Origin of the sequence: Vibrio sp. SCSIO 43140, from assembly GCF_023716585.1 — a bacterium.
GTDB lineage: Bacteria > Pseudomonadota > Gammaproteobacteria > Enterobacterales > Vibrionaceae > Vibrio > Vibrio maritimus_B.
In genome coordinates, this window is sequence record NZ_CP071850.1 from 1,614,181 (window position 1) to 1,636,875 (window position 22,695).

Genomic DNA, 22,695 nt, shown 5'->3' on the forward strand with positions numbered 1-22,695 from the left:
GTAGTAAATTATGCATCCATAATATGCTACTTTTACGATAACTTGCTAAAAGTTAACGCAAAATCCTGACATTACTCTGAAATAAAAAAGTTGGCGAAAATCAGAAGGTTGGCTTACACTTTTCAAAGTTAGGCCGTTATGTTGTTGATTGGTCGAACGAAATCTTTAGCGTTATCACTATGATAACAAGGTATGAATTAGCTTTGAGGGGAGTTTTATGGCGCTCACAAAAGCCGATCTGGCTGAGAACCTATTTGAGAAACTCGGATTCAGTAAAAGGGATGCCAAGGAAACGGTAGAAGTGTTTTTCGAAGAGATTAGAAAATCACTCGAAAGTGGCGAACAGGTAAAACTGTCGGGTTTTGGTAATTTTGACTTGCGCGATAAAAATGAGCGCCCAGGTCGAAATCCTAAAACTGGTGAAGACATTCCCATTTCCGCTCGACGCGTAGTGACATTCCGTCCGGGTCAGAAATTGAAGGCTCGAGTCGAGAACATCAAAGTAGATTAATGTCCTACTGTTAAACAAAAAGACCACCTAGTGTGGTCTTTTTGTATTTCTATTGGTTGATGTTGAGTTTATTACGCCGCCCGAATATTCGTTGTGATGTATGGCTGCCACGCGTTCTGATACAGCTCCATCGATTGACGTCTTAGGCTGGCAATCTGCGCGGTTTCAAACTCGTTGAGCTCGCGTTTTTCAGCAGCCGCTCGTCGTTCAATACCTTGGACGATTTCATATAGATCGTGTTCAGGGCCACTTTTCACGTCGGCGATGTCTTTAAGGTGAAGTTGGACTTCAGCAATAATCCCAGTTTTAGGTAGTTTCACCAACATATTCAGGTCACGATATCCGGACGCTGCAGGGTTTTTAAAGCGGTTCTTTACACGCACAACTTGGGCTTCACGGCTAAGCGCTTCATAGGCGCCTACAAGACTCTCCACGTCTTTAGCGACGATAGTGCCACGAGCTAGGTCTGTGATTTGATTTACCTGACCATTAAGCTCAGTATCGATCTTCACCTTTGCACGCTCAGCAGATTTTACGCCTGCGAAGTAAGCGTCGGTGTCAGTCAGTAGGGCGGTTGTTTTACAAAGCGCTTCGAGTTCATGTTGAGCTTGGTGGGCTTTGCTGTACAAGATGTCAAAATCGTTATGGGGTTGGAAGGCAGCGCCTTGAACAGCATCGATGCCGTACAAGCCACTAAGACTGTGTTTGAATACAGATGGACAAACTTCGTTTTGCTCTTGCTTTCCTTTTGTTGGGGTGGAATCGGATTGATTAAGCGTAGCCGCAAATGCAGGTGCGCGGCTGAGTACCAATAGCATTAGTGCTGCAGTACGAAGAAACGTGCTCATTCTCTCTCCTAGTTACGTTACAAAAACGGGAACAAAAAGGGCGTTAACGCTCAGGAGTCTTGCTAACAATAATATGGGGTTCAATACCGAAAACCCAATACAAACTGTGTAACAGAGTTTGTAAACTGTGATGCCTATCGCTAATTAAAATCTACGCGATTGGGTGTGACATTTTGTCTGCACTCTGTAAACTCTACGTTAACCATTATCTACAGCGAACATGAACCATAAATGAACGATTTTGAACTTTGGCACGACAAATGGGCGGCCAATAAAATTGGCTTCCACTTAGAAGATGTAAACCCATTACTCATTAAGTACTGGGACCGACTATCCCCAAAACGCGAAGACAAGGTTTTCGTCCCACTCTGTGGTAAGTCCGAAGATCTTGTCTGGCTTGCCCAACGCCACGAAGACATTCAAGGTGTTGAACTTAGCCAAATCGCCGTACGTTCATTTTTCGCTGAGCATTTCTACACACCAATGGTGACGCCCATTAACGGTCAGTTTGAGTTGTACCAGTTTGATGAGCTTAACATCTATGTCGGCGACTACTTTACCGCACCGATTCAGCCTGTGGAGCTTATCTACGACCGGGCTGCTCTCATCGCAATGCCGGAAGAACTGCGCGTACAGTACGTTGAGAAACTAAAACAGTCTCTGAAACCGGGTGGTCGTATTCTACTTATCACGCTTGATTATGTTCAAAGTGAAATGGCAGGCCCTCCTTACAGCGTACCAAGTTCAGAAGTGGCGCAGCACTTTGGCGATGAGTTTGAAGTGACACTTCTAGAACGTGATGAAGCAGATAGTAATCACCGTCGTATTCAGCAAGGATTGACCCGCTTTGCTGAAGAGGCTTGGTTGATCACGCATCAAGGTTAATCTATTTGTGAGCGGCAATAACCATCGGATTGCCGCTCTAGTTTCTGCACTTTTACTGCTTCACTAACTCTCCAGCGCCCAGTTCAGCTTCTACTGCGGCTTTCAACATGTTATGGATGACTTTCGATGCAGCGAGCGCGACACCAATCATGATGACCGCCATGACAGTTAGCAGTTGAAAGTATTCACCGTACACAGTTTGAGCGATATGTTGGGTAAGTTGTTGCCCCTTTTCTAGTGCGATATTGGTGGATAGCGCTGCTCCAACAATACCACTTAAGGCGATCGCGACAGAAAACAAACTCACAGAGAAGTTCTCGATGTGATGCGGTGCAACCGACAAGATAAAGGCCACAACCATAGAGCCAACCACGACTTCAGCCATTGCTTGGAAGAAGTGAACTGCGAGGAAAACCTCAGGTCTGATGGCAACATCTTCGCCAACTGTTGAGATAAAGTAGGTTAAGATGCCAAATGCAATCGCAGTAAAGACAAACGCTGCGGCGATCTTGGTCGATGTCGACAAGTGAATATTGTTTTTTTCTAGGCGGCTAAATAGGGTCGCGATAATCGGACCACCTACCATACACCACAATGGGTTCATTGCCATTGCGGCTTCTGGTTCGAGTGGAATGAAACCAAACAACTCACCTTTAAGTGTGTTCATGGCAACAATGTTCATCGATGTCATCATTTGACCGTAGTAGACGAAAAAGCATGTCGTCAGAAATGTCATAATGAGGATAGTGCCCATTTTTAGTCGCTCAGAGCGCGTCACCTTAAACATCATAAACACAAAGTATCCAATGGCAGCGACTCCAATGGCATACACAATGTTCTGGCCGACATCCATGTTGGAGAACATAAAGAACACCAATGCAATCATAGCGGCCGATAGAGCAAAAAAGATCCCCCAAGCTCTGAGCGATACGTGTTGGGTATCAATTGGCTTCCCAAGTGGTTTGAACTTTTTGTTCAGTGTTATCAGCACAAACAAAGCAATAACAGCCATCAGAGCAGATAGCGCAAATCCGCCGCTAAATCCGATATAGAGCGTGATCATTGGGAACAGGTATTGTCCTAAGAACGCACCGATATTGTTGACCGAGTAGTTAATCGGAAAGCCATGTTCAAATTCTTTTTGAGTGGCAAACGTGCGCTTGTAGAGGCTAGGGTAAGACGGAGACATCAAGCCACGTCCGTAACTTGCCAGCGCGATGCCTGCCATCGCCATAGGAACATGAAGCGTCGTAGCGCCTAGGACCAAAAGTAGATAACCCAGTGTAAATGCGGCATAGCTGATGGTGAGCGAGCGGTAGGCGCCTAGTAACTTATCGGCAATAAACCCGCCAGCGATGGCAAATAGGGGACCAATAGCGGCGAAAGCGCCAACTACCATCATGGTATCGGCTTCACTGTAGTTAAGGTCTTCTAGAAAGAATCGTGTCAGGCTGACCAAAACGCCATAGAACGATAGGCCAAATAGCATCTGGCAGACCATCATGGATTTGTTTAGCTTGTTCCACATAGTTGGCTTCTTAAGGTTGGAAATAGAGGCCGGTATTTTAGAAGAGATGCGAGTGACGCCTAACTCGCCTATGAAGGATCGCACCCTGCAAGCGATGTTGATGTAAAACGATGCGCGCGTTCGCTTGATGAACAAGTGGTAAATGAAAAAATGCCAGAGTTTACACCCTGGCATTTGGTTTATTGTTAGTTTGTAATCAGCTTAAATAGTGGAGCTACTCAGTCTGATTATTTCGCTACGTTGCCTAGTTTCAACCAAGTATCAATCACCGTATCTGGGTTTAGTGATACAGAGCTAATACCTTGTTCCATTAACCACTCTGCAAGATCATCGTGATCCGATGGGCCTTGGCCACAAATACCAACGTATTTGCCTGCTTTGGTGGCAGCATCAATAGCCATCTTCAGCATCGCTTTTACTGCTGGGTTGCGCTCATCAAAGAGATGCGCCACGTCGCCAGAGTCACGGTCAAGACCGAGCGTTAGCTGAGTCATGTCGTTTGAGCCAATTGAGAAGCCATCGAAGTACTTCAAGAACTCTTCGGCAAGAACCGCATTTGATGGTAGCTCACACATCATGATGACTTTCAAGCCTTGCTCACCACGACGAAGCTCAAACTTCGCAAGTAGGTCGATAACTTGAGCGGCTTCGCTAGGCGTGCGAACAAATGGGATCATGATTTCAACGTTCTTCAGTCCCATCTCATTACGAACGCGTTTGATCGCTTGGGTTTCAAGCTCAAAGCAGTCTTCAAATACGGGTGAGATATAACGAGAAGCACCACGGAAACCAAGCATTGGGTTTTCCTCGTGTGGTTCAAACTCCTTACCACCCACAAGGTTGCTGTACTCGTTTGACTTAAAGTCAGACATACGGACGATGACACGCTTAGGCCAGAACGCGGCTGCGATCGTTGAAATGCCTTCAGTCAGCTTGCTGACATAGAAATCGATCGGATCTTTATAACCGCGAATACGCTGAGTGATCTCAGCCTGCAGCTCAGGAGATTGCTGGTCAAAGTTCAGTAGCGCTTTCGGGTGAATACCAATCATCTTGTTAATGATGAACTCAAGACGCGCAAGGCCCACACCTTCGTTAGGGATTTGAGCGAAGTCGAACGCACGGTCTGGGTTACCCACGTTCATCATCACTTTTGTTGGCAGCAGTGGCAGCTCGTCAACAGCAGAGCGGCGGATCTCAAAGTCCAATTCACCTTGATACACGTAGCCCGTTTCACCTTCAGAACACGACACAGTAACCACTGCGCCGTCTTCTAGACTGTCGGTAGCGTTACCACAACCCACGATAGCTGGAATGCCAAGCTCACGAGCGATGATTGCTGCGTGACAAGTACGGCCGCCGCGGTTGGTTACAATCGCCGCCGCTTTTTTCATTACTGGTTCCCAGTCTGGGTCAGTCATGTCAGTAACCAGCACATCGCCTTCTTGAACAAGTGACATCTGGTCAAGTGAATCAACCAGACGAACGGTACCCGTACCAATACGTTGACCAATCGCACGACCTTCAACCAACACATCCGCTTTGTTGTTTAGCTGGAAGCGTTCAATCACGTTTTGCTCGCTTTGAGAACATACCGTTTCAGGACGAGCCTGTACGATGTATAGCTTGCCGTCGATGCCATCTTTCGCCCATTCAATGTCCATTGGACGCTGATAGTGCTTCTCGATGATCATAGCTTGTTTCGCAAGCTCTTTGATCTCTTCGTCGTTTAGAGAGAACTGGTTACGTTCTTCGTCAGACGTATCGATGATATCTACCTGTTTGCCAATCTCTTGGTTGTCAGAGTAAACCATCTTGATGAGTTTAGAACCAAACGTCTTCTTAACGATAGGCGCTTGACCTTGCTCTAGTAGTGGCTTGTGAACGTAGAACTCGTCAGGGTTCACAGCACCTTGTACTACCATCTCACCTAGACCCCAAGCCGAAGTGATAAATACCATTTGGTCGAAGCCAGATTCAGTGTCCAACGTAAACATCACGCCTGAGGACGCTTTGTCTGATCGAACCATTCGTTGAATACCCGCTGATAGCGAGATACCACGATGGTCAAATCCTTGGTGTACACGATAGGAAATCGCTCTGTCGTTAAACAGAGACGCATAGACATGCTTGGTGGCTTCAAGTACTGCATCAATGCCTTTTACGTTCAAAAAGGTTTCTTGTTGACCCGCAAAGGAAGCATCAGGAAGATCTTCAGCAGTAGCGGAGGAGCGCACTGCAACAGAAAGCTCTTCATTGCCTTCGATGAGTTCTTGATAGTTAGTTCGAATATCCTGCTCTAGGTCAGCAGGGAAGGGGGCTTCTAATACCCATTGACGGATGGTCGCGCCTGTCTTACGCAGTGCGTCAACATCATCAACATCAAGTTCGTCTAATAGTCCGTGAATGCGCTCATCCAATCCTTCGAAATCGAGGAATTGGTTGAAGGCATAGGATGTAGTCGCAAAGCCATTTGGCACTGAAACACCAGCATTAGCAAGATTAGATACCATCTCGCCAAGCGAAGCATTTTTGCCGCCGACCTTATCGACATCGTCCATGGATAGACCATTGAACCAAAGGGTGTTGTTTTGCATGTCTTTCTCCAGAAACATTGCAGCTGTAGGATATAGCAAACGATTACGTATTCAGTGTAAAAATAGTTAACTATTTTTACAAACTGTGGGGGAACGTTATTGAATGCTAGGGTTTGTTATCGATATTATGTAATGCATCCTACTTAAATTAATTTGAAAAATTAAATAAAAAATGAAAAATGATAGTCAAAGTCGTGACGTATTCTACGTTTCTGACGGTACAGCGATTACTTGCGAGACATTGGGACACGTAGTCCTAGGTCAATTTCCGTTCAAAGCCAAAGAAAAGACATTCCCCTTCGTAGAGAGCACGCATAAGCTCGATGAACTCATTAGAGAAATTAATCAATCTTATGAACGTAACGGTGTGAAACCTTTAGTGTTTTTCTCGATTGTAGTGCCTGAAATTCGCGCAGGATTACTTGCTTCGCAAGCGTTTTGTTACGATGTGTTAGAAAGTTTGGTGGCTCAAGTTAAAAGTGATTTACAACTGGAACCAAAGCCAAAACTACAGCGTTCACATAGCGTAGGGAAAGATTCCGCTAAGTATTTCGACCGCATTGCCGCTGTCGAATACACCTTAGCGCACGATGATGGTGTTTCACTGAAAAACCTAGAGCAGGCAGATTTAATACTTCTGGGTGTATCGCGTAGTGGCAAAACGCCAACAAGTCTCTATCTAGCGATGCAGTTTGGTCTTCGAGTCGTTAACTACCCATTTATCGACGACGACATCAAGCGACTGCGTCTAATGCCTGAGTTTGAGATCCATAGGCACAAACTGTTTGGTTTAACGATCAACCCTGAGCGCCTGACCGAAATCCGCGAAAATCGATTGGCGGGTAGCGAGTATGCGAGCACAGAGCAGTGTTTACAGGAGCTCGCAAGTGTCGAAGCTTTGTTTAGGCGCGAAGCTATCCCTTATATCAACACCACATCGCTGTCAGTCGAAGAGATCTCGACTCGGGTACTTGAACGCGCTGGGTTGAAACGTAGAGTGTTCTAGCTGCATAGGGTTATGACCTGGTTGGGGCGTGTTAAGTATTTTTTTGATACGCTAACCTCATTGCGAATCGATAAAGTTACGACTAATACCGTCACTCGTGAAGAACAGAGTACTAACTCACAGCGCTGTTCTTCGCTAACCGATACAATGTACTCAGATTAATCCAATTAAGAATATAGTTTTAACATGTTGAGTTTTGTGTTGTTGAGCGGCGTTGTCGTTTCTGTTGTCGCCTATCTATGTCTGACTAAAATAACCAGTATTAAAAGCCGGGTTGGTTATTCAATCCTTTCAAGCTTGGCGATTGTCGGTTTGTCTTTTTTGATTTGGAGCCAATTGCGAATGCCGCTGCCTCAGCAAGAAATGCAACAAGAGCGTCCCAACCACCAAAGTGCCATGATTGACCTGCAAAATTCACTAACCGAGTCTCCTAATGATTCTGAATCGTGGTTTAAGCTAGGTCAGCTTTATATGCAAAGCTTGGAGTTTGATTCAGCGGCTACCTGTTTCAATTATTCCATTCGCCTTTCTAGTATGCCTTATGCTGGTCAATATGCCGCGTTAGCAACCGCGCTGTATTACCAGTCTTCTCAGTCTATTACACCTGATATTCAACGTTACCTCGATGAGGCACTAGAGCTAGACAGTGACAACGACACAGCGTTGCAACTTATCGCTTCGGATTACTTTTTGAATGCTGATTACGATGAGGCGATTCGTGTTTGGACTCAGATTTTAGATTCGAACAGAGTGGGTATCGATCGGGCTGCAATCATCAAGAAGATCAATCAGGCTAAGGGAATGAGGTAGCCACCATATAGGAAGTGGCTACCGTGTCTAGCAAGTTCTAGCCGTGGGTGTAAACAAACCCGCCATACATATACTTAGTCGCTTCTGCCCCTAAGATAACCACTTTGCTTCCTTGGAATAGCTTCCCACTGTTCACGAGTTTAGAGAAACTGCACCAAATCGCGGCTGAGCCCAGGTTACCCCAATGTTTGGCATCGTTGACGATCTTATTTGGATCGATGTCTAGCGCCTCGGCTAGCATGATGTCTATTCGTCCACTGGCTTGGTGGGGAATAATGTAGTCAAAGTCATTCAGCTCGTAGCCTCGACTTCTTAATGCCAAAATACTGGCTTGAAATAGCGCTTCGCCACTTTTTCTCACATTAGTGGCATCGTGATGGAAGCGCGCTTTGCCCTCTTGGGTATACACCGACATAGAACCGCCATCGAGAGACAAACCAGGTGACTGCTCAACACCAATCTGTCCGGTGAAACAGTCAGAAATTTTACCCATTCCTTGCTCACTTTCCGGAGCAATAATAACACCGCCAGCACCATCGCCCATTTGCATGTAATTAACGAGCTGGGATTGGTCGAGAAAGTCTTCGTTATAGTCGAAGTAGACTGACCCTGTTTCACTGCCAACGATCATCACTGGTTTTTGGAGCATAGCGAGACGTGGGATGGCGATTTGCAATCCACTAGAAAAACCGGTGCACGCCTGCCTTAATTCCATAAACGGGCCATGATAGCGAAGCTTCTCCGCTACCCAAGCGATGCTAGGCGGGAGCTGTGTGTCTGGGGTGGTAGTGTGTCCAATCAGGTAATCGATGGCGTCCAAACTTGTGTTTGATTGCTCAAGTAGAGTATCTATTACACGCACCACAAGATCGGAGTTACTTGGCGTAGGGACGCTGGTGTGCGAATAAATACTGCGTGAAAAGTGACGACCTTCAATGCCTAAAAATGGTGCGATACGAGCTGCAACTCTCGCGTATCTTTTGCCTGATAGACGTTCGAGTGCATCAAGCAATTGTGTGTTGGTAAGGTGCTGATCTGGAAATAAATGGTTTGCTGCGAGCAGCGACACACTGCCCGGTAAGAAAGTCGTGCTCATTGATTAACTCTCCCTAGAATCAAAGATGTGCTCGATAGTAATGCCTAGCTCTTCGAAGGCTTCTCGCTCGCTATTCAATAGTTTGTATAACTTCTCGGAAATGAGTGTGTTGAGGGCTTTCCATTCTGAGCGGTCGTAGCCTAGCGCTAAAGCATGCTGTCTGGCTGCGGTAACGTGTCGTGCTTCATCTTGTTTAATGGAACGACACAAGAGCACAAATGGATGGTGTGGGTCTAATCGGCCTTTTTCTAGATACAACATTATTTTGCAGACCAGGGCATCAAGACAGGCGATCTGCGCGAAATGTTCTTCAAATGTCTTCCTTGAACCAAGCGACGCGAAAAAGCGTTGGCTGCGTCGCTTTATCGCAACAACGTCTTCGGGTAACTCTAACTGTGACTGTACCAACTCAAGCGCATCCTCATGATACTGTTCATCGGCAACAATTCGCTCAAAGTCGTCACGAGCAGAGGCAAGTGATTCAGGAAGTTCACGCTGAGATTCGTTATAGAACACCCACTGTGAGCTTTGTTCACCACAGACTAGTAAGGGAAGAAGACGTGAAAGGGCGGTTTTCTGAGAATCCGTGAACTCTAACCTCGTATCACGATATTCATGGAGCCAGTACTTCACAGGGCTCTCACTTACACCTTCAAATGGAACAGACGGAAAACATGGCTTCATGGGCACTCTCAAAATCCTTTTTAAAACACACACTATACGTAGACCGGAGTCCGTTCGATTTCTTTCCTTAAAATCGCAAAGTTTTTGTCTAATCGTCGAATAAGTCCTTAAACATAATGTAGTTAATTTTTACTGAGTTTACTTCTATGATGAAAGAGCTTTATGCGTTCCTGTATCGGAGATGAGATATGACAGACATTCCCAATGGTTTAGTCGAAGGGCGAGTACTTGCGAAAAAGCAGTGGACTCATAATTTGTTCAGTCTTGAAGTTTCAGCGCCCATAGAACAGTACGTAGCAGGTCAGTTTACAAAACTGGGTCTGCGTAACGAAGAGGGCGAGTGGGTGCGCCGAGCCTACTCTATGGTAAATCACCCTAACCATGAATATGGCTATCAGCATCTGGAATTTTTAATTATTGCCGATAGCGACGGACAATTGTCGCCAAAACTTAATCAGCTTGATTCTGGTGATCCAGTCTTTGTAGGAAAACAGCCTTCGGGGTTTATGACTATTGAAGAAGTACCTGACTACGCGCGAGATTTGTGGATGCTCTCTACAGGTACGGCGATCGGTCCTTTTCTGTCTATGCTAGATGACGAAACACTAACAAGCCGGTTTGACAATTTGGTGCTGGCTCATGCAGTCAGAACTGCAGACGAATTGGTTTATGCTGAAACCATTAAGGATACCTTATCTAGGTTGGGGGAAAAATTTAAGTTTGTTTCGATTGTATCCCGTGAGCATCACGAGCAGAGTTTGTCAGGGCGGATACCAGAGCTTCTGTTGAGCGGTGAGCTACAGACAAAAGTAGGGATGAACTTACAGGCACCAGATAGCTTCGTATTTATGTGTGGTAATCCGGCGATGGTCAAAGACACGAGCTCCGCGTTAACAGAGCTTGGTTTAAACAAACATCTGCGCAAAAAGCCAGGGCACTTCTCTAGTGAGAACTATTGGTAATACTAGTAGGTGTAGCCAAGCCCAAAGTAGGCAGCCTCTAGACCTGTGTTGTAACCAACATCTGCCGTAAAGCCTGTGACACCCGTTTTAATTAACAGACCTATGTTGCCGTTGAAGCGTAGGTCTGATTCATAGGTTTTGAAAGGCAGGTCTGAAATTTTCTCTTCACTTCGATTGGCAACCCCGATACCTGCGTAGCCCACAAAGTTATCGCTTAGAGACTTAACAAGACCCACGTTAAGACCAAAGTCGTCATTATTCGGACCAGTGCCACCGGCGAGGTTGGCGTAGAAACCGTAACTTAGGTTTCTGTCGTAATACAAACCGACGCCAAACCCACCTTCGCTGGTTGTGCCGACAGAGACACTGTTGTAGGTGCCCGCAAAAGAGAACGATGAGGCTAAACATAAACTGATCAACAGACGTCTTTTCATGGGGTTCCTTTAGAGTATGAATGACTCATGCCTTTCGAAACACAAAGCGGTTTCAGATACTTACGTACTAAACATTCTAGCAAAAAGCCCCAACCAATGGGTTGGGGCTTACAGTTATCTCGAATGGATCACACATTCATTCTTTAACAAAGCGAGTAGATAGCCAATAACATTAGTAATTAGCCTCGCGAGCCGCTGCTTCTTTGTCCCATTCTGGTACCACGGTTTCAAGGAAGTGTTTTTTCTCAGCGTTCATCTTGTCCATATCCATTCCAAGAGCTTGTTGCGCTTTCTCTTTAGTAGAAATGTCAGGAATTTCGATAGGGTCAGTAATGCCTTTCTTCGCAAGCAAACGAATCAGTTTCGCACGAGCATCTGCCGCTTTGTCTACTGAGGTACCGAGTACTTCAAGTGCAACTTCAGGGGCGTGCATGTGGACACCATGAGAAGCGATTGCGTAGTCCCAACGCCATTGCGCGTGACGAATATCCATTAGGATTGGTTTCATCTCTTCTTCTGTTGCGCCTGCATCCCATGCTGCGCCAGCTTCAAAGTGCGCAGCAACGATTTGCTTCTCAGCAGTCAGTTTCATGTTTAGCACTTGCGCTTTGCGAGTCGATACTATGCCCTGTAGCTGATCTTTACTTTGAGTGTGGCAGTTTGCACATGTATCTTCGAAGCGGTCAAATGGGTTACCCACTTTATGATCCGTATAGACTGTACCATCTTCTTTCGTTACTTTTGGCATGTGACAATCAACACAAACTACGCCGTTTTTGCCATGGATACCATCGCGCCAAGTTTCATAGCCCGGGTGCTGTGCTTTTAGCATTGGTGCTTTAGAAACAGCGTGTTGCCAGTCTTTAAAGTTAAGCGCGTCGTAGTATTGCTCCATTTCTGTTACTGAGGTGCCCATATCCCATGGGAATTTCACGGCTTTCGTTGGACCTGTGAAGTAGTACTCTACGTGACACTGAGCACAGACCGTTGCTTGCTGGTCGAGGCGTGATTGCTCGTCAAACTTTTTACCAATGGCTTCAAATGCACGCTCAACATAGGGTTTCGCAACGGCTAGAGCTGGTTCACCGTTTTTAAACGCATCACTGCGCGTATCGTGACAGTCTGCACAACCGATTGGGTTTGCGATTTCTGAACCGAGCCTTGCCCATTTTCCTTCGAAATAGCCGTCCTCGCCACGTTCATCAATTACGCGACCAACATCAGGGCTTTTACAGCTCCAACATGCCATAGGCATTGGGCCAGATTTAGGATCTGTGGGACCGCCAGTTCTTAAGGTTTGACGCACGTCATCAAGGGCATAGAAGTGCCCACGAGCCTTGTTGTAGTCTTTAGCGAAACCGTAACCTGCCCACAGGATAACCATGTTCGGGTCATGAGCGAGTGCGTCTTCGATCTCGACACTCTCGCTGGTTTGCTTCCAGGATTGGTATTGGTCAGGGTGGTCTTGTTCGTAGGCCTGATTTCTCGGGTCTATTAACTCTTTTTCAGAGGCAGCAAAAGCGGGCACACTCGCAGCGCCTAATATAGCTAATGCAGCAACGGAACTAATAATCCAGTGCTTGTTCACGATGGTATCTCCATATTCTAATTTTTGAAATGCGTTGTGGGGCGAATTTCCTAAACAAGACTTGGAGATGTCTAACTTATATAGACGTATTTATACTAACTCATAGTTCGTAATATTTGATTACAACTCGCGCTATTTACTGTTTTAGATCAATTTATCTAAGTGATTGAGTTCACATCTATTTTTAACTAACCCTAAAGGGGTAGTGGTGGGACTATTTAGGTGAAATTCATTCTCATTAAAAACAATGGTTTATGTAAAAGTTCACACACAAATATTGGTGATATTGCTCACTAATTGAACGTTGAGTGCTAGGGGTTTAAGCGGTGTCGTACTACTATTTATTCGTGAAGCGTTGTGGCTCATCCTAAATAAGAATTGATTTCATTTCTGTGTAAATAACAGGCTGGCGGTTATTGGTTTGTTTATTGAAAGGAAAAGTCATTGGTTATTAACCTGATAGGTGAATGTTAAGGTTCGCAATATTGGGTTTAAGGAAAGGATACAATGGGCAATGTTAAATTGACCATGGTGATGATGCTTCAGACCCTCCTAGCATTCATTCTCTGTGGTTACTCACTCAATGCCTTAGCCGACGATGCAGCCCTCGTTAAAGAAGGGGACTCTACAAGGCATAAGGTGGAGTTGATACGTGATAAGGACTACAAATGTATTCAATGTCACAAAGACTCCAAACAGACTCTGGCAGGTTCGCACGGCGAGAATGTCGTTGAGATCAGAGGTGCGGCACCTAGCTGTACGGACTGTCACAGTAATATCGGACCTGATCATCGTGATGGCGCCTCAACCGTTGTTAAATATCATGCCGCTCAGTCACAGCCGGGCACAGATAAAACATGGCTAGATCCCGCAGCTATTCTCAAAGCAAACAGCCGATGTACTGACTGTCACCAACCGCAATACTTGCGTGAGGACAGCTGGACTCATGATGTCCACGCGAAGAATCTAACGTGTACCAACTGTCACTCGGTCCACGCAGAAAAAGCGAAAGTGCTCTCTTACGACCACAAAGCCAAAATCAAGATGTGTGTCGATTGCCATAAAGACTTCAATGAAAAACGTGAAGAGGAGGGCAAGTAATATGAGTTGTTCAAGACGAAACTTCCTTGCCGGTACTGGGGCTGTAATATTTACCACAGGTGTGGCAACGACCTCAGTGCTAACGGCACGTAATTCAGTCGCAAGTGATGACACCGAAAAAGCAGTGCGTTACGGCATGCTTCACGATGAGAATGCTTGTATTGGCTGTACGGCCTGTACCGATGCATGTCGTGAGGTGAACAAGGTGCCTGAAGGTGTGTCCAGACTGGAAATACATCGCTCAGAGCCTATTGGTGAGTATCCTGATGTCGAATATCGATTCACTCGTGAGTCCTGCCAGCATTGTGAAAACCCTCCGTGCGTTTATGTGTGCCCAACAGGCGCTGCCTACAAAGATGAGAAGACAGGCATTATCGACGTGCACAAAGAAAAGTGTGTGGGCTGTGGATACTGTTTGGCTGCCTGCCCTTATCAAGTGCGCTTTTTCCATCCTGAGAATCACTCAGCGGACAAATGTAATTTCTGCCGCGATACCAATTTGGCACAAGGCAAACTGCCAGCATGTGTAGAGAGCTGCCCAACTAAGGCTTTGGTGTTTGGTGATTTGAACGATCCTAATAGCGACATCAACAAAATGCTGAGTATTAAAGTGATTTATCGCGATAAGGAACATCTGGGTACCAAACCTAAGCTGTTCAAAGCCGCATTCCATAAGGGGGAGGTGTAGTATGAGTACGTGGGAAACAGCCTTTCATTTCGACTCCCTTGTTTGGGACTGGATCATCGCGATCTATCTCTTCTTAGCAGGGATGTCAGCAGGCTCCGCTCTAATTGCCATTTACCTCAAGCGTAAGGTTATCGAAGGCGACCCGGCGCAAAATGGCATCATGAAGGCGATGGCTTGGCTCGCGCCGTTCGGCATTATTGTTGGTTTGCTTATCCTGGTATTCCACCTGACTAAGCCGCTTGAGTTCTGGAAAATCATGATTTACTACAATCCATCCTCCGTGATGTCGATGGGTGTCATCTTATTCCAAGTCTACATGGCGGTGTTGTTTGTTTGGATTGGTATGATCTTCAGAAAACCAATCATGGATGTGTTGGGTAGTAAGTTCGATTTTGTCGAGACTATCTTGCTAAAGTTGGAGAAAATTGAAAACGGATTAGAACTGTTTTTAGGTTTCTTAGCTATCGTTTTAGCGGCGTATACGGGTTTCCTATTATCCGCACTTAAAACCTATCCGATGCTAAATAACCCAGTACTACCAATCTTGTTCTTATTCTCGAGCTTGTCCTCGGGGGCTGCGGCAAGCTTGCTGTTCGGCATTTTGGTCTTTAAAGAAGATTCACATAGTCCGAGCGTTAAGTGGGTTCACAGCTTTGAGCGCCCAGTAGTGCTGTTTGAGTTGTTTGTGATTGTCACTTTCTTTACTGGTCTTATTTTCAGTGGTGGTCAGAACGAAGTTGCCGCATGGAATGCGATTGGAGGCGGCTTCTGGTCGAGCTGGTTCTGGTATGGCGTGATTGGTATCGGAATGTTGTTGCCGTTAGGGCTAAACTACTTCAGCCCGGGTGAAGTGAAGTTGAATCACGGCTTTATTCTCGTGGTAACGACCCTGAGTTTGATTGGGGTGTTGATGCTGCGTACGTTTGTGTTGTATGCGGGGCAGATGACGGTGGTTTAGGGGGAGATGTTTAATGCGGACTCCCAACACGCGTCATTCCACTGGCCGTGCGCCTGCGCAGGCAGGAATCTTCTAGAGGCTTGGTGCGCGCTTTGAGTAGACCCCTGCCTACGCAGGGGTGACGGTTAATTTGGGTGTGTGTTAGTAATGGAATGACTCCCAACACGCGTCATTCCACTGGCCGTGCGCCTGCGCAGGCAGGAATCTTCTAGAGGCTTGGTGCGTACTTTGAGTAGACCCCTGCCTACGCAGGGGTGACGATTTCTTTAACGGGAATGAGTGGAGAGCACAAGACTCTCAGCCACCGTCATTCCTGTGCAGACAGGAATCTACTAGAGGCTTGGTGCGCGCTTTAAGTAGACCCCTGCCTACGCAGGGGTGACGACTTCTTTGAATAGGAGTAAGTGGAGAGTACAAAACTCTCAACCACCGTCATTCCTGTGCAGACAGGAATCTACTGGAGGCTTGGTGCACGCTTTAAGTAGACCCCTGCCTACGCAGGGGTGACGACTGCTTTGAATAGGAATAAGTGGAGAGTACAAAACTCTCAACCACCGTCATTCCTGTGCAGACAGGAATCTAATGGAGGCTTGGTGCACGCTTTAAGTAGACCCCTGCCTATCCAGGGGCGACGACTGCTTTGAATAGGAATAAGTGGAGAGTAAAAAACTCTCAACCACCGTCATTCCTGTGCAGACAGGAATCTACTGGAGGCTTGGTTCGGGCTTCAAGTAGACCCCTGCCTTCGCAGGAGTGACGTCATCTTTTAATAGGAACTAAATCATTACATGATCGGCTATATAGGATTGTTCACATTAATCACAGTTGCAGTAACGAGCTCATGCGCAGTTTTGCATGGACTGGTGTCTTACGCTAAGCCTCAGCGCTTCGCCGCGAGTGAAATCACCCTAAGCCGATTCTTCAGCACAATATCTTTCTTGTTCGCGTTGAGTGCTATCTTAGTATTGGCTTACGCGTTCGCAATTGACGATTTCTCCATTCGCTATGTTTCGGATAACTCCAATCACCAACTCCACCTGGGCTACAAACTCGCCGCCACATGGGGCGGACACCAAGGCTCGATGCTATTCTGGGTAGTGACATTGTCACTTTGGGGTGTCGTCATCGCTTGGTCAAAGCATCGCACCAGTGAGAAGAATCACGCAAGTTGGGTCATGCAGTGCATCGTAGCCATCTTTGCATGGTTTACACTGGCGGCATCCAACCCGTTCGAGTTGAATGCGGTCATACCGCTACAAGGACGTGACTTAAATCCGATGCTTCAAGACGTCGGACTTATCATACATCCGCCTTTGCTCTATATCGGTTATGTGGGCTTTGCGTCGGTTCTCGCGATGGCGTTGGGGGCACTGCTAACAAATCACGTTGACATTGATTGGATTCCTAGAACGCGAACCTACACCTTAATTGCATGGCTGTTTTTGACGGCAGGCATCGCCGTAGGTTCTTGGTGGGCATACTACGAGCTAGGTTGGGGAGGCTGGTGGTTTTGGGATCCCGTTGAAAATGCTTCTTTGCTTCCTTGGCTCACGTCAACTGCGCTACTGCACACCATGATGGTCGCTCGTAGTAAGCAGCTCATTTTCTGGACCTATTCGCTAGCGTTCATCACGTTCTGCTTGAGTATTCTTGGTACCTTTATTGTTCGCTCTGGCGTGCTTACATCCGTTCATGCGTTTGCGGTTGATCCTACAAAAGGCTTTAGCCTACTAGCGATCTTAACATTGGTTTTTGTCCTCGCTTTTGTTGCTCTTATTTACAGGGCTGATGCTATCAAGTCGTCAAGTATTACTAGTGTGGTGACCAAACCATTCTTAGTGCTGATCTCAGCAAATTTGTTTGTACTGGCGACTGCAGTCGTAGTATTTGGCACCTTTTATCCCATGGTTTACGAGCTAGCTGGGCTTGGGAATATTTCCGTTGGCGCTCCGTACTTTAACTTGCTCTTTGGGCCCATCTCGATAATGAGTTTATTTATCATGGGTGCCGTGCCATTTCTCCGCTGGTCCACTACAAACGAGAAGCCAAACGAAAAGCTAAGCATCGGGAAGCCTGTAATCCTGCTGCTTGTTTCACTGCTATTGGCTTTTGCTATCGTTACCTACAGCACCATGCATTACGAGCCTGTGGGGGCTGAGTGGTCGAACTGGGCACTGTTTACTGTCTGGGCGAGCCTTTGGGTGCTAATCTCACATATCGTTTCAGCGATCGCTAAGGTAGGTAAAACATCGCTGTCGGCACTGGTTGCCCATATTGGTATTGCGATAACCGCGTTTGGATGCGTTATGAATGCCGAGTATTCATACGAAATCACGAAAAGGCTCGGTCCTGGCAGTCAAGCCGACTTTGGAGATTACCAAGTTACCTATGTTGATACTAGTTTGTATATAGGTCGAAACTTTACGGCTGAACAAGCCATTATTGAGATCGCTGATAAGGAAAACGATCAACGCACTATGGTCGCCACCCCTGAGAAGCGTCATTACTCAGTACGTGTCATGACTATGACGGAGCCTTCAATGACACCACTTTGGCATGGTGACATTTATATCTCTTTGGGTGACAAGGTGGATGCAACGGATTACGCCGTTCGCATTCAATTTAAGGCCTTTGTTCGTTGGATTTGGTTTGGTGCGCTATTGGTGTGTCTATCGGCATGTATCGCATTGCTTAGAAAGTCTAAGACAGCCTTAGTTTCAAGACGTTCTACTTCAAGGGAGGCTGTAAATGTTGGATAAACTCCGGATAGCTATTTCTACTGTCGTATTGTTTGTTGCAGTCTTACTAAGCGCCAGTCATGCATTCGCCACACAAGCGCACTCTGTCGATCTGTTTGAGTTCGATACGCCCAAACAGCAAAAGCAAGCAATAGAGTTGGCGAAAACACTTCGTTGCCCGATGTGCCAAAATCAAAACCTTATCGAGTCCAATTCTCCTGTGGCAAAGGATATTCGATTGCGAGTATTTGAGTTGGTGAAATCAGGACAAAGCAATCAACAAGTTAAAGCGTATATGGTTGACCGTTACGGTGAACATGTACTGTATCAACCCTCTATGTCTGGTAAAAATATCCTCTTGTGGGGGATGCCCGTTGCCTTTGCAATGATGTTAGCTGGCTTCATGATTATTACTATGCGCCGAAATTCCCGCAAATAGCTTGCATCTATTCAAATACACCATTGATATTAAAGCTTAAATTGTTTATCTCTATAACAAGTTCAAGGATGAAGGAGATAAGCCACCATGCCGTATTCGGTATCTACTGATAAAAACGATCTCGATATCACACTCATACACCGCTATCTCTCCAACAGTTATTGGGCGAAAGGTGTCCCTTTGTCTGTGGTTGAAAAGTCTATTGAACACTCTTTGTGTTTTGGCGCCTATGATAGCGATGGCAGCCAAGTAGGGTTTGCGCGCGTTATTACAGATTGTGCGACGTTTGCTTATCTAAGTGATGTCTTTGTTGTCGATGATAAGCAAGGGCAGGGTATCGCTAAATTGATATTAAGCGCTATTGAAGAACACCCTGATCTGCAGGGATTGAGAAGAACCATGCTTGGTACAGTCGATGCGCACTCTCTTTACCAACAATTTGGATTCCAATCGATTCAAAAGCCGGAGTTCCTAATGCAGAAAAAGGGAATTGAATCCTATGTCTAGTTTAAACCGCACAAATAACAAAGAATGGCGTAGCGTATTATTGACTGATGCGCCTCAGCACAAGCTGACAGTGATCGATTGGTATTTTAAGGCTTGGGGCACGCGAGATCCGAATAACACGTTGGAAAGCTATACCCAGAAGCTTGAGACCTTTTTACAAGACGGCTCCATTCCAGCGCATTTAGTTATTTGTGATGACGAGCGACTGATTGCGACTGCGCATATTCGTAAACATGAAATACCCAGTTACGTTGACTATGAGAATTGGCTTGGCGGTGTGTACGTGGACTCCGATTATCGAGGCCAAGGCGTTGCGAAAGTCATGGTCAATAGCGTGATCGAAAAAGCCAAAGCCCTTGGGGTTGAGAAGCTTTATCTACAAACAGAAGATCTATCCGGCGGATTGTACGCGAAACTCGGATGGAAAAAGCTTCATCAAACTAATAATAAAGGCTGTGAGGTGATAGTCATGGTCAAGGAACTATAATATGACACCTATTCAACGAGAGTTTTTCCAACAGTTTCTCGATACTCTGCCGAACCCTGAAAGTGTCGATATCGACAACGTCATTGCTGAGCACTACTGCGCCGATGAATACAACGCCAACGAGTGCGCCAGACTGATCAATGAAGGGATCAAAACCGCATCATGTGGACTAAAAGCAGGTTGGGATGTCGAAGACGAGCCATTACCTCAAGTAGGCAGCTATTCGCTTGTCTTAGATTGGCAGCAGAATCCGGTATGTGTGATTCAATTAGCATCTGTCGAAGTATGTCCGTTCAATCAAGTGAGCGAAGAGTTCGCCTATGCAGAGGGCGAAGGCGATCGCACATACGCTGGGTGGAAAGAGGCTCACATTAAGTTTTTTGAATGGTATGCTAACGAGATCGGCGTGGTATTTACTCCCGAAAGTGATTTGGTGTTAGAGCGTTTTAAAAAGGTGTATCCAAGCTAAATGAAAAGTATTGCTGTCCAAACTGAACGTCTTTCTATGGCGCAAATCACCCAAGCTGATTTTGACTTGTTCAAGTGCTTACAGACGGAGCCCAAGGTTATTGAGCTTTGTTTCGATAAACCTAGTGATGAAGAGATACAAGCGCGATTTGATGAGCGTCTACCGACATGGAGCAAAGGGTCAGAACAATGGCTCTGTTTGGTTATCTCACTAAAGCAAACTCGTGAGACCGTTGGAGTGACCGGCTTTAAAGTCTGTGATGGTTGTGCAGAAGTGGGTTATTTGCTTCTGCCTGAATTTCATGGCCGTGGAATCGGTACGGAGTCGCTAGAAGCCTTAATAAAATGGGCGGAGCGCGATCTCGATCTCAACAAGTTTTCCGCGATTGTGACAAACGGAAATAGAGGCTCAGAGCGTGTGTTAGAGAAATGCGGCTTTGTGCTGACCAAGGTTGATAAAGACGCCTATCAAATTGGTGGTCAAACCTATGATGACCACATCTTTCACCGCGGCTAATGTCACAAGGAGTGCCCTTTGATTCGTAATGTCACCGCAGCGGATGCGGATGCTATCGCAACGATTTATAACCACTACATAGTCCATTCAACGTGCACGTTTGAAGAAGAAATTGTGTCAGCGCAGCAAATGGCTGAACGTATTGAGACGCTAATTGACTCACAGATGCCTTGGCTTGTGTATGAGCACCAAGGACAAGTGATCGGGTATTGTTATGCCAAGCAATGGAACGCGAGAAGTGCTTATCGGTTTACGGCGGAGTCCTCTGTTTATCTTTCACCTGAGTGTCCGATAAAAGGCGTGGGTAGTGGGCTCTACGAGCAATTGTTTAGCCGATTACGTGACGATGGCATCAAGAGCGTCATGAGTGTCATTACACTACCTAACGATCAGAGCACCAGGTTCCACCATAAAATGGGCATGGAGCAAGTAGGGCACTTCAAACAAATTGGCTTCAAGTTTGACCGCTGGCTAGATGTTGGATACTGGCAAAAAACGCTTTAAGTCTAAGGAGCAACAGTGGTTGCTTCTAGATAAACTCTAGTTCCGGCAATAGTCGAGTCTCTCAAGATGTCACCTTGAGCGATAAATCTGACCGACACCTTCATAGCTTCTTCACTTAATATCCTTCCGTCATTCCGTGTCTATGCAATTCAGACGTCCTATATTCAGTTCCTATCAAAAGGTGAGGCTTTAATCCTCTGCTGCAGAGTGTGCGTGTTTTCTTTAGTGATGTGTAATGCATTCTCACTTGACGAGGATTCGATATGCCACATGAAATAACCATTGGCGAAATTTACATTCCACCCTTTCTATTGGTGATTTCGCTCTCCTATATAGCTACGCATTTTGTCACTGCGATGTTCGCTAAGTTTCACGTTTATAAACACTTAGCTTACCCAGCCATCGCAGATATCAGTTTATTTATTTTAATGAGCCTGATCATTGGTCTGCTCATTCCTTTTGTATGAGGTGACTTATGTTTCACAAAACCATGACTACGGCGATTCTTGCGATAGCAGCAGGAGCTGGCGCTTACGCGTACTACACACATAACGTTCAGAACCCATGGACACGTGATGGACAGGTGCGTGCACACATTGTTCAGGTCACACCACGTGTGACTGGGCAGGTTGTTGCCTTCCATGTGACTGACAACCAAGAGGTCAAAGCGGGCGATGTCTTGTTTAAAGTTGATGACAGCCAATACAAGGCAGGGTTAGCGAGTGCGAAAGCGGCTGAGCAACAGGCAAAAGCACTGCTTCGAAAAGCACAAAATGAGCAGCATCGAGCGGAAGCGCTAGAACATAAAGTACAAGGCTCGGTGTCGACATTGGCATTGAACAACTATGAGAGTGCAGTAGAAACCGCAGAGGCCAATGTGGCCGCCGCGAAAGCGAACACCCAAGAGGCAGCGCTGTTACTTGAATACACCGAGGTTAAAGCCCCAGTTGATGGATACATTACCAACCTTAATTATCGAGTAGGCTCTCAGGTCGTTGCTAACGCGCCTGTCGTCGCATTGATAGATGAGAACAGCTTTTGGATCGAGGGTTTCTTCAAAGAAACAGACTTAAGCGATGTGAAGTTAGACCAAAATGCGCGTGTGACCTTGCTGTCCGATAGCAAACAGGTCTTAGAAGGCAAGATAGAAAGCATTGGCTACGGCATCTCAAAAGTGAATGGAAGCACGGGGAATGCACTTCTACCAAACGTGAACCCTAACTTTCAATGGATTAGGTTAGCACAGCGTTTACCAGTGAAAGTAAAGCTTGATCGTGTTCCAGATGACCTTCAGCTGCGTGTCGGAACCACAGCTTCTGTGCAGATCTTGTCTGATTGA

General features: G+C 46.1%; 24 protein-coding genes. 17 read left to right on the plus strand and 7 right to left on the minus strand.

The genetic code is table 11. From position 1 onward, the window contains the following. The first annotated feature begins 217 nt into the window (after positions 1 to 217). Entirely contained in the window at positions 218 to 511 is a 294-nt protein-coding gene (ihfA, locus tag J4N45_RS07560) for an integration host factor subunit alpha (RefSeq protein ID WP_006074250.1), read from the plus strand. Between the two features lie 71 nt (positions 512 to 582). Here the strand turns inward: ihfA and J4N45_RS07565 are convergent, their stop codons facing one another. Continuing rightward, a complete protein-coding gene (locus tag J4N45_RS07565; RefSeq protein ID WP_042475561.1) occupies positions 583 to 1,359 on the minus strand; it encodes a RelA/SpoT domain-containing protein in 777 nt (258 codons plus the stop codon). 231 nt (positions 1,360 to 1,590) lie between these two features. On the opposite strand from J4N45_RS07565, the gene J4N45_RS07570 reads away from it, so the two are divergent. Next, positions 1,591 to 2,244, plus strand: coding sequence for a thiopurine S-methyltransferase (locus J4N45_RS07570; RefSeq protein ID WP_252014357.1), 654 nt, complete (start codon positions 1,591 to 1,593; stop codon positions 2,242 to 2,244). Positions 2,245 to 2,296: 52 nt separating this feature from the next. Here J4N45_RS07570 and J4N45_RS07575 read toward each other — a convergent pair whose 3' ends face one another. After that, entirely contained in the window at positions 2,297 to 3,772 is a 1,476-nt protein-coding gene (locus J4N45_RS07575) for a peptide MFS transporter (RefSeq protein WP_252014359.1), read from the minus strand. Between the two features lie 227 nt (positions 3,773 to 3,999). Then, positions 4,000 to 6,387, minus strand: coding sequence for a phosphoenolpyruvate synthase (gene ppsA / locus J4N45_RS07580; protein WP_252014362.1), 2,388 nt, complete (start codon positions 6,385 to 6,387; stop codon positions 4,000 to 4,002). A gap of 154 nt (positions 6,388 to 6,541) precedes the next feature. Between ppsA and ppsR the strand changes: the two genes are divergently transcribed. Together ppsR and J4N45_RS07590 are read left to right on the plus strand one after the other, a co-directional pair. After that, positions 6,542 to 7,375, plus strand: coding sequence for a posphoenolpyruvate synthetase regulatory kinase/phosphorylase PpsR (ppsR, locus tag J4N45_RS07585; RefSeq protein WP_234493812.1), 834 nt, complete (start codon positions 6,542 to 6,544; stop codon positions 7,373 to 7,375). A 186-nt stretch (positions 7,376 to 7,561) separates the two neighbouring features. Then, positions 7,562 to 8,185 carry a TPR domain-containing protein gene (locus J4N45_RS07590; protein ID WP_252014363.1) on the plus strand — a complete coding sequence of 208 codons (624 nt, stop codon included), beginning with the start codon at positions 7,562 to 7,564 and terminating at the stop codon, positions 8,183 to 8,185. A gap of 37 nt (positions 8,186 to 8,222) precedes the next feature. Here J4N45_RS07590 and J4N45_RS07595 read toward each other — a convergent pair whose 3' ends face one another. After that, positions 8,223 to 9,281 carry a 3-oxoacyl-ACP synthase III family protein gene (locus J4N45_RS07595; protein ID WP_252014365.1) on the minus strand — a complete coding sequence of 353 codons (1,059 nt, stop codon included), beginning with the start codon at positions 9,279 to 9,281 and terminating at the stop codon, positions 8,223 to 8,225. A 3-nt stretch (positions 9,282 to 9,284) separates the two neighbouring features. Then, on the minus strand, positions 9,285 to 9,965 hold the full coding sequence (locus tag J4N45_RS07600; protein ID WP_234493808.1) for a hypothetical protein: 681 nt from the start codon (positions 9,963 to 9,965) through the stop codon (positions 9,285 to 9,287). A 188-nt stretch (positions 9,966 to 10,153) separates the two neighbouring features. On the opposite strand from J4N45_RS07600, the gene J4N45_RS07605 reads away from it, so the two are divergent. Next, complete coding sequence (locus J4N45_RS07605; RefSeq protein ID WP_252014367.1) at positions 10,154 to 10,927, plus strand: ferredoxin--NADP reductase; 774 nt, start codon at positions 10,154 to 10,156, stop codon at positions 10,925 to 10,927. Between the two features lie 2 nt (positions 10,928 to 10,929). Here the strand turns inward: J4N45_RS07605 and J4N45_RS07610 are convergent, their stop codons facing one another. Beyond that, positions 10,930 to 11,361 (minus strand): hypothetical protein, encoded by a 432-nt coding sequence (locus J4N45_RS07610; RefSeq protein ID WP_252014369.1) that lies wholly within the window; start codon positions 11,359 to 11,361, stop codon positions 10,930 to 10,932. Between the two features lie 172 nt (positions 11,362 to 11,533). Beyond that, the gene (nrfA, locus tag J4N45_RS07615; protein WP_446568793.1) at positions 11,534 to 12,949 is read right to left on the minus strand and encodes an ammonia-forming nitrite reductase cytochrome c552 subunit; all 1,416 of its coding nucleotides are present in this window, start codon (positions 12,947 to 12,949) and stop codon (positions 11,534 to 11,536) included. 507 nt (positions 12,950 to 13,456) lie between these two features. Here nrfA and nrfB point away from each other — a divergent pair. The 12 genes from nrfB (at position 13,457) to J4N45_RS07670 (ending at position 22,695) form a co-directional block, all read left to right on the plus strand. Then, positions 13,457 to 14,050 (plus strand): cytochrome c nitrite reductase pentaheme subunit, encoded by a 594-nt coding sequence (nrfB, locus tag J4N45_RS07620; protein WP_252014370.1) that lies wholly within the window; start codon positions 13,457 to 13,459, stop codon positions 14,048 to 14,050. Between the two features lies 1 nt (position 14,051). Further along, entirely contained in the window at positions 14,052 to 14,738 is a 687-nt protein-coding gene (nrfC, locus tag J4N45_RS07625; RefSeq protein WP_234493804.1) for a cytochrome c nitrite reductase Fe-S protein, read from the plus strand. A 1-nt stretch (position 14,739) separates the two neighbouring features. Then, a complete protein-coding gene (nrfD, locus tag J4N45_RS07630; RefSeq protein ID WP_234493803.1) occupies positions 14,740 to 15,696 on the plus strand; it encodes a cytochrome c nitrite reductase subunit NrfD in 957 nt (318 codons plus the stop codon). A 788-nt stretch (positions 15,697 to 16,484) separates the two neighbouring features. Then, a complete protein-coding gene (locus tag J4N45_RS07635; protein WP_252014371.1) occupies positions 16,485 to 18,455 on the plus strand; it encodes a heme lyase CcmF/NrfE family subunit in 1,971 nt (656 codons plus the stop codon). Further along, entirely contained in the window at positions 18,445 to 18,873 is a 429-nt protein-coding gene (locus J4N45_RS07640; protein ID WP_252014372.1) for a cytochrome c-type biogenesis protein, read from the plus strand. Before J4N45_RS07635 ends, J4N45_RS07640 begins: the two co-directional genes overlap by 11 nt. 87 nt (positions 18,874 to 18,960) lie before the next feature. Further along, on the plus strand, positions 18,961 to 19,380 hold the full coding sequence (locus J4N45_RS07645; RefSeq protein WP_252014373.1) for a GNAT family N-acetyltransferase: 420 nt from the start codon (positions 18,961 to 18,963) through the stop codon (positions 19,378 to 19,380). Then, positions 19,373 to 19,867: a GNAT family N-acetyltransferase gene (locus J4N45_RS07650; RefSeq protein WP_252014374.1), complete on the plus strand. Its 495-nt coding sequence runs from the start codon at positions 19,373 to 19,375 to the stop codon at positions 19,865 to 19,867. The genes J4N45_RS07645 and J4N45_RS07650 overlap by 8 nt, the downstream gene beginning before the upstream one ends. Position 19,868: 1 nt before the next feature. Continuing rightward, positions 19,869 to 20,336: an ASCH domain-containing protein gene (locus J4N45_RS07655; protein ID WP_252014375.1), complete on the plus strand. Its 468-nt coding sequence runs from the start codon at positions 19,869 to 19,871 to the stop codon at positions 20,334 to 20,336. Beyond that, the gene (locus J4N45_RS07660) at positions 20,337 to 20,852 is read left to right on the plus strand and encodes a GNAT family N-acetyltransferase (RefSeq protein ID WP_252014376.1); all 516 of its coding nucleotides are present in this window, start codon (positions 20,337 to 20,339) and stop codon (positions 20,850 to 20,852) included. Between the two features lie 18 nt (positions 20,853 to 20,870). Continuing rightward, positions 20,871 to 21,356 carry a GNAT family N-acetyltransferase gene (locus tag J4N45_RS07665; RefSeq protein WP_252014377.1) on the plus strand — a complete coding sequence of 162 codons (486 nt, stop codon included), beginning with the start codon at positions 20,871 to 20,873 and terminating at the stop codon, positions 21,354 to 21,356. 263 nt (positions 21,357 to 21,619) lie between these two features. Continuing rightward, positions 21,620 to 21,823 carry a DUF1656 domain-containing protein gene (locus J4N45_RS27270; protein ID WP_353505880.1) on the plus strand — a complete coding sequence of 68 codons (204 nt, stop codon included), beginning with the start codon at positions 21,620 to 21,622 and terminating at the stop codon, positions 21,821 to 21,823. Between the two features lie 8 nt (positions 21,824 to 21,831). Then, entirely contained in the window at positions 21,832 to 22,695 is an 864-nt protein-coding gene (locus J4N45_RS07670; RefSeq protein ID WP_252014379.1) for an HlyD family secretion protein, read from the plus strand.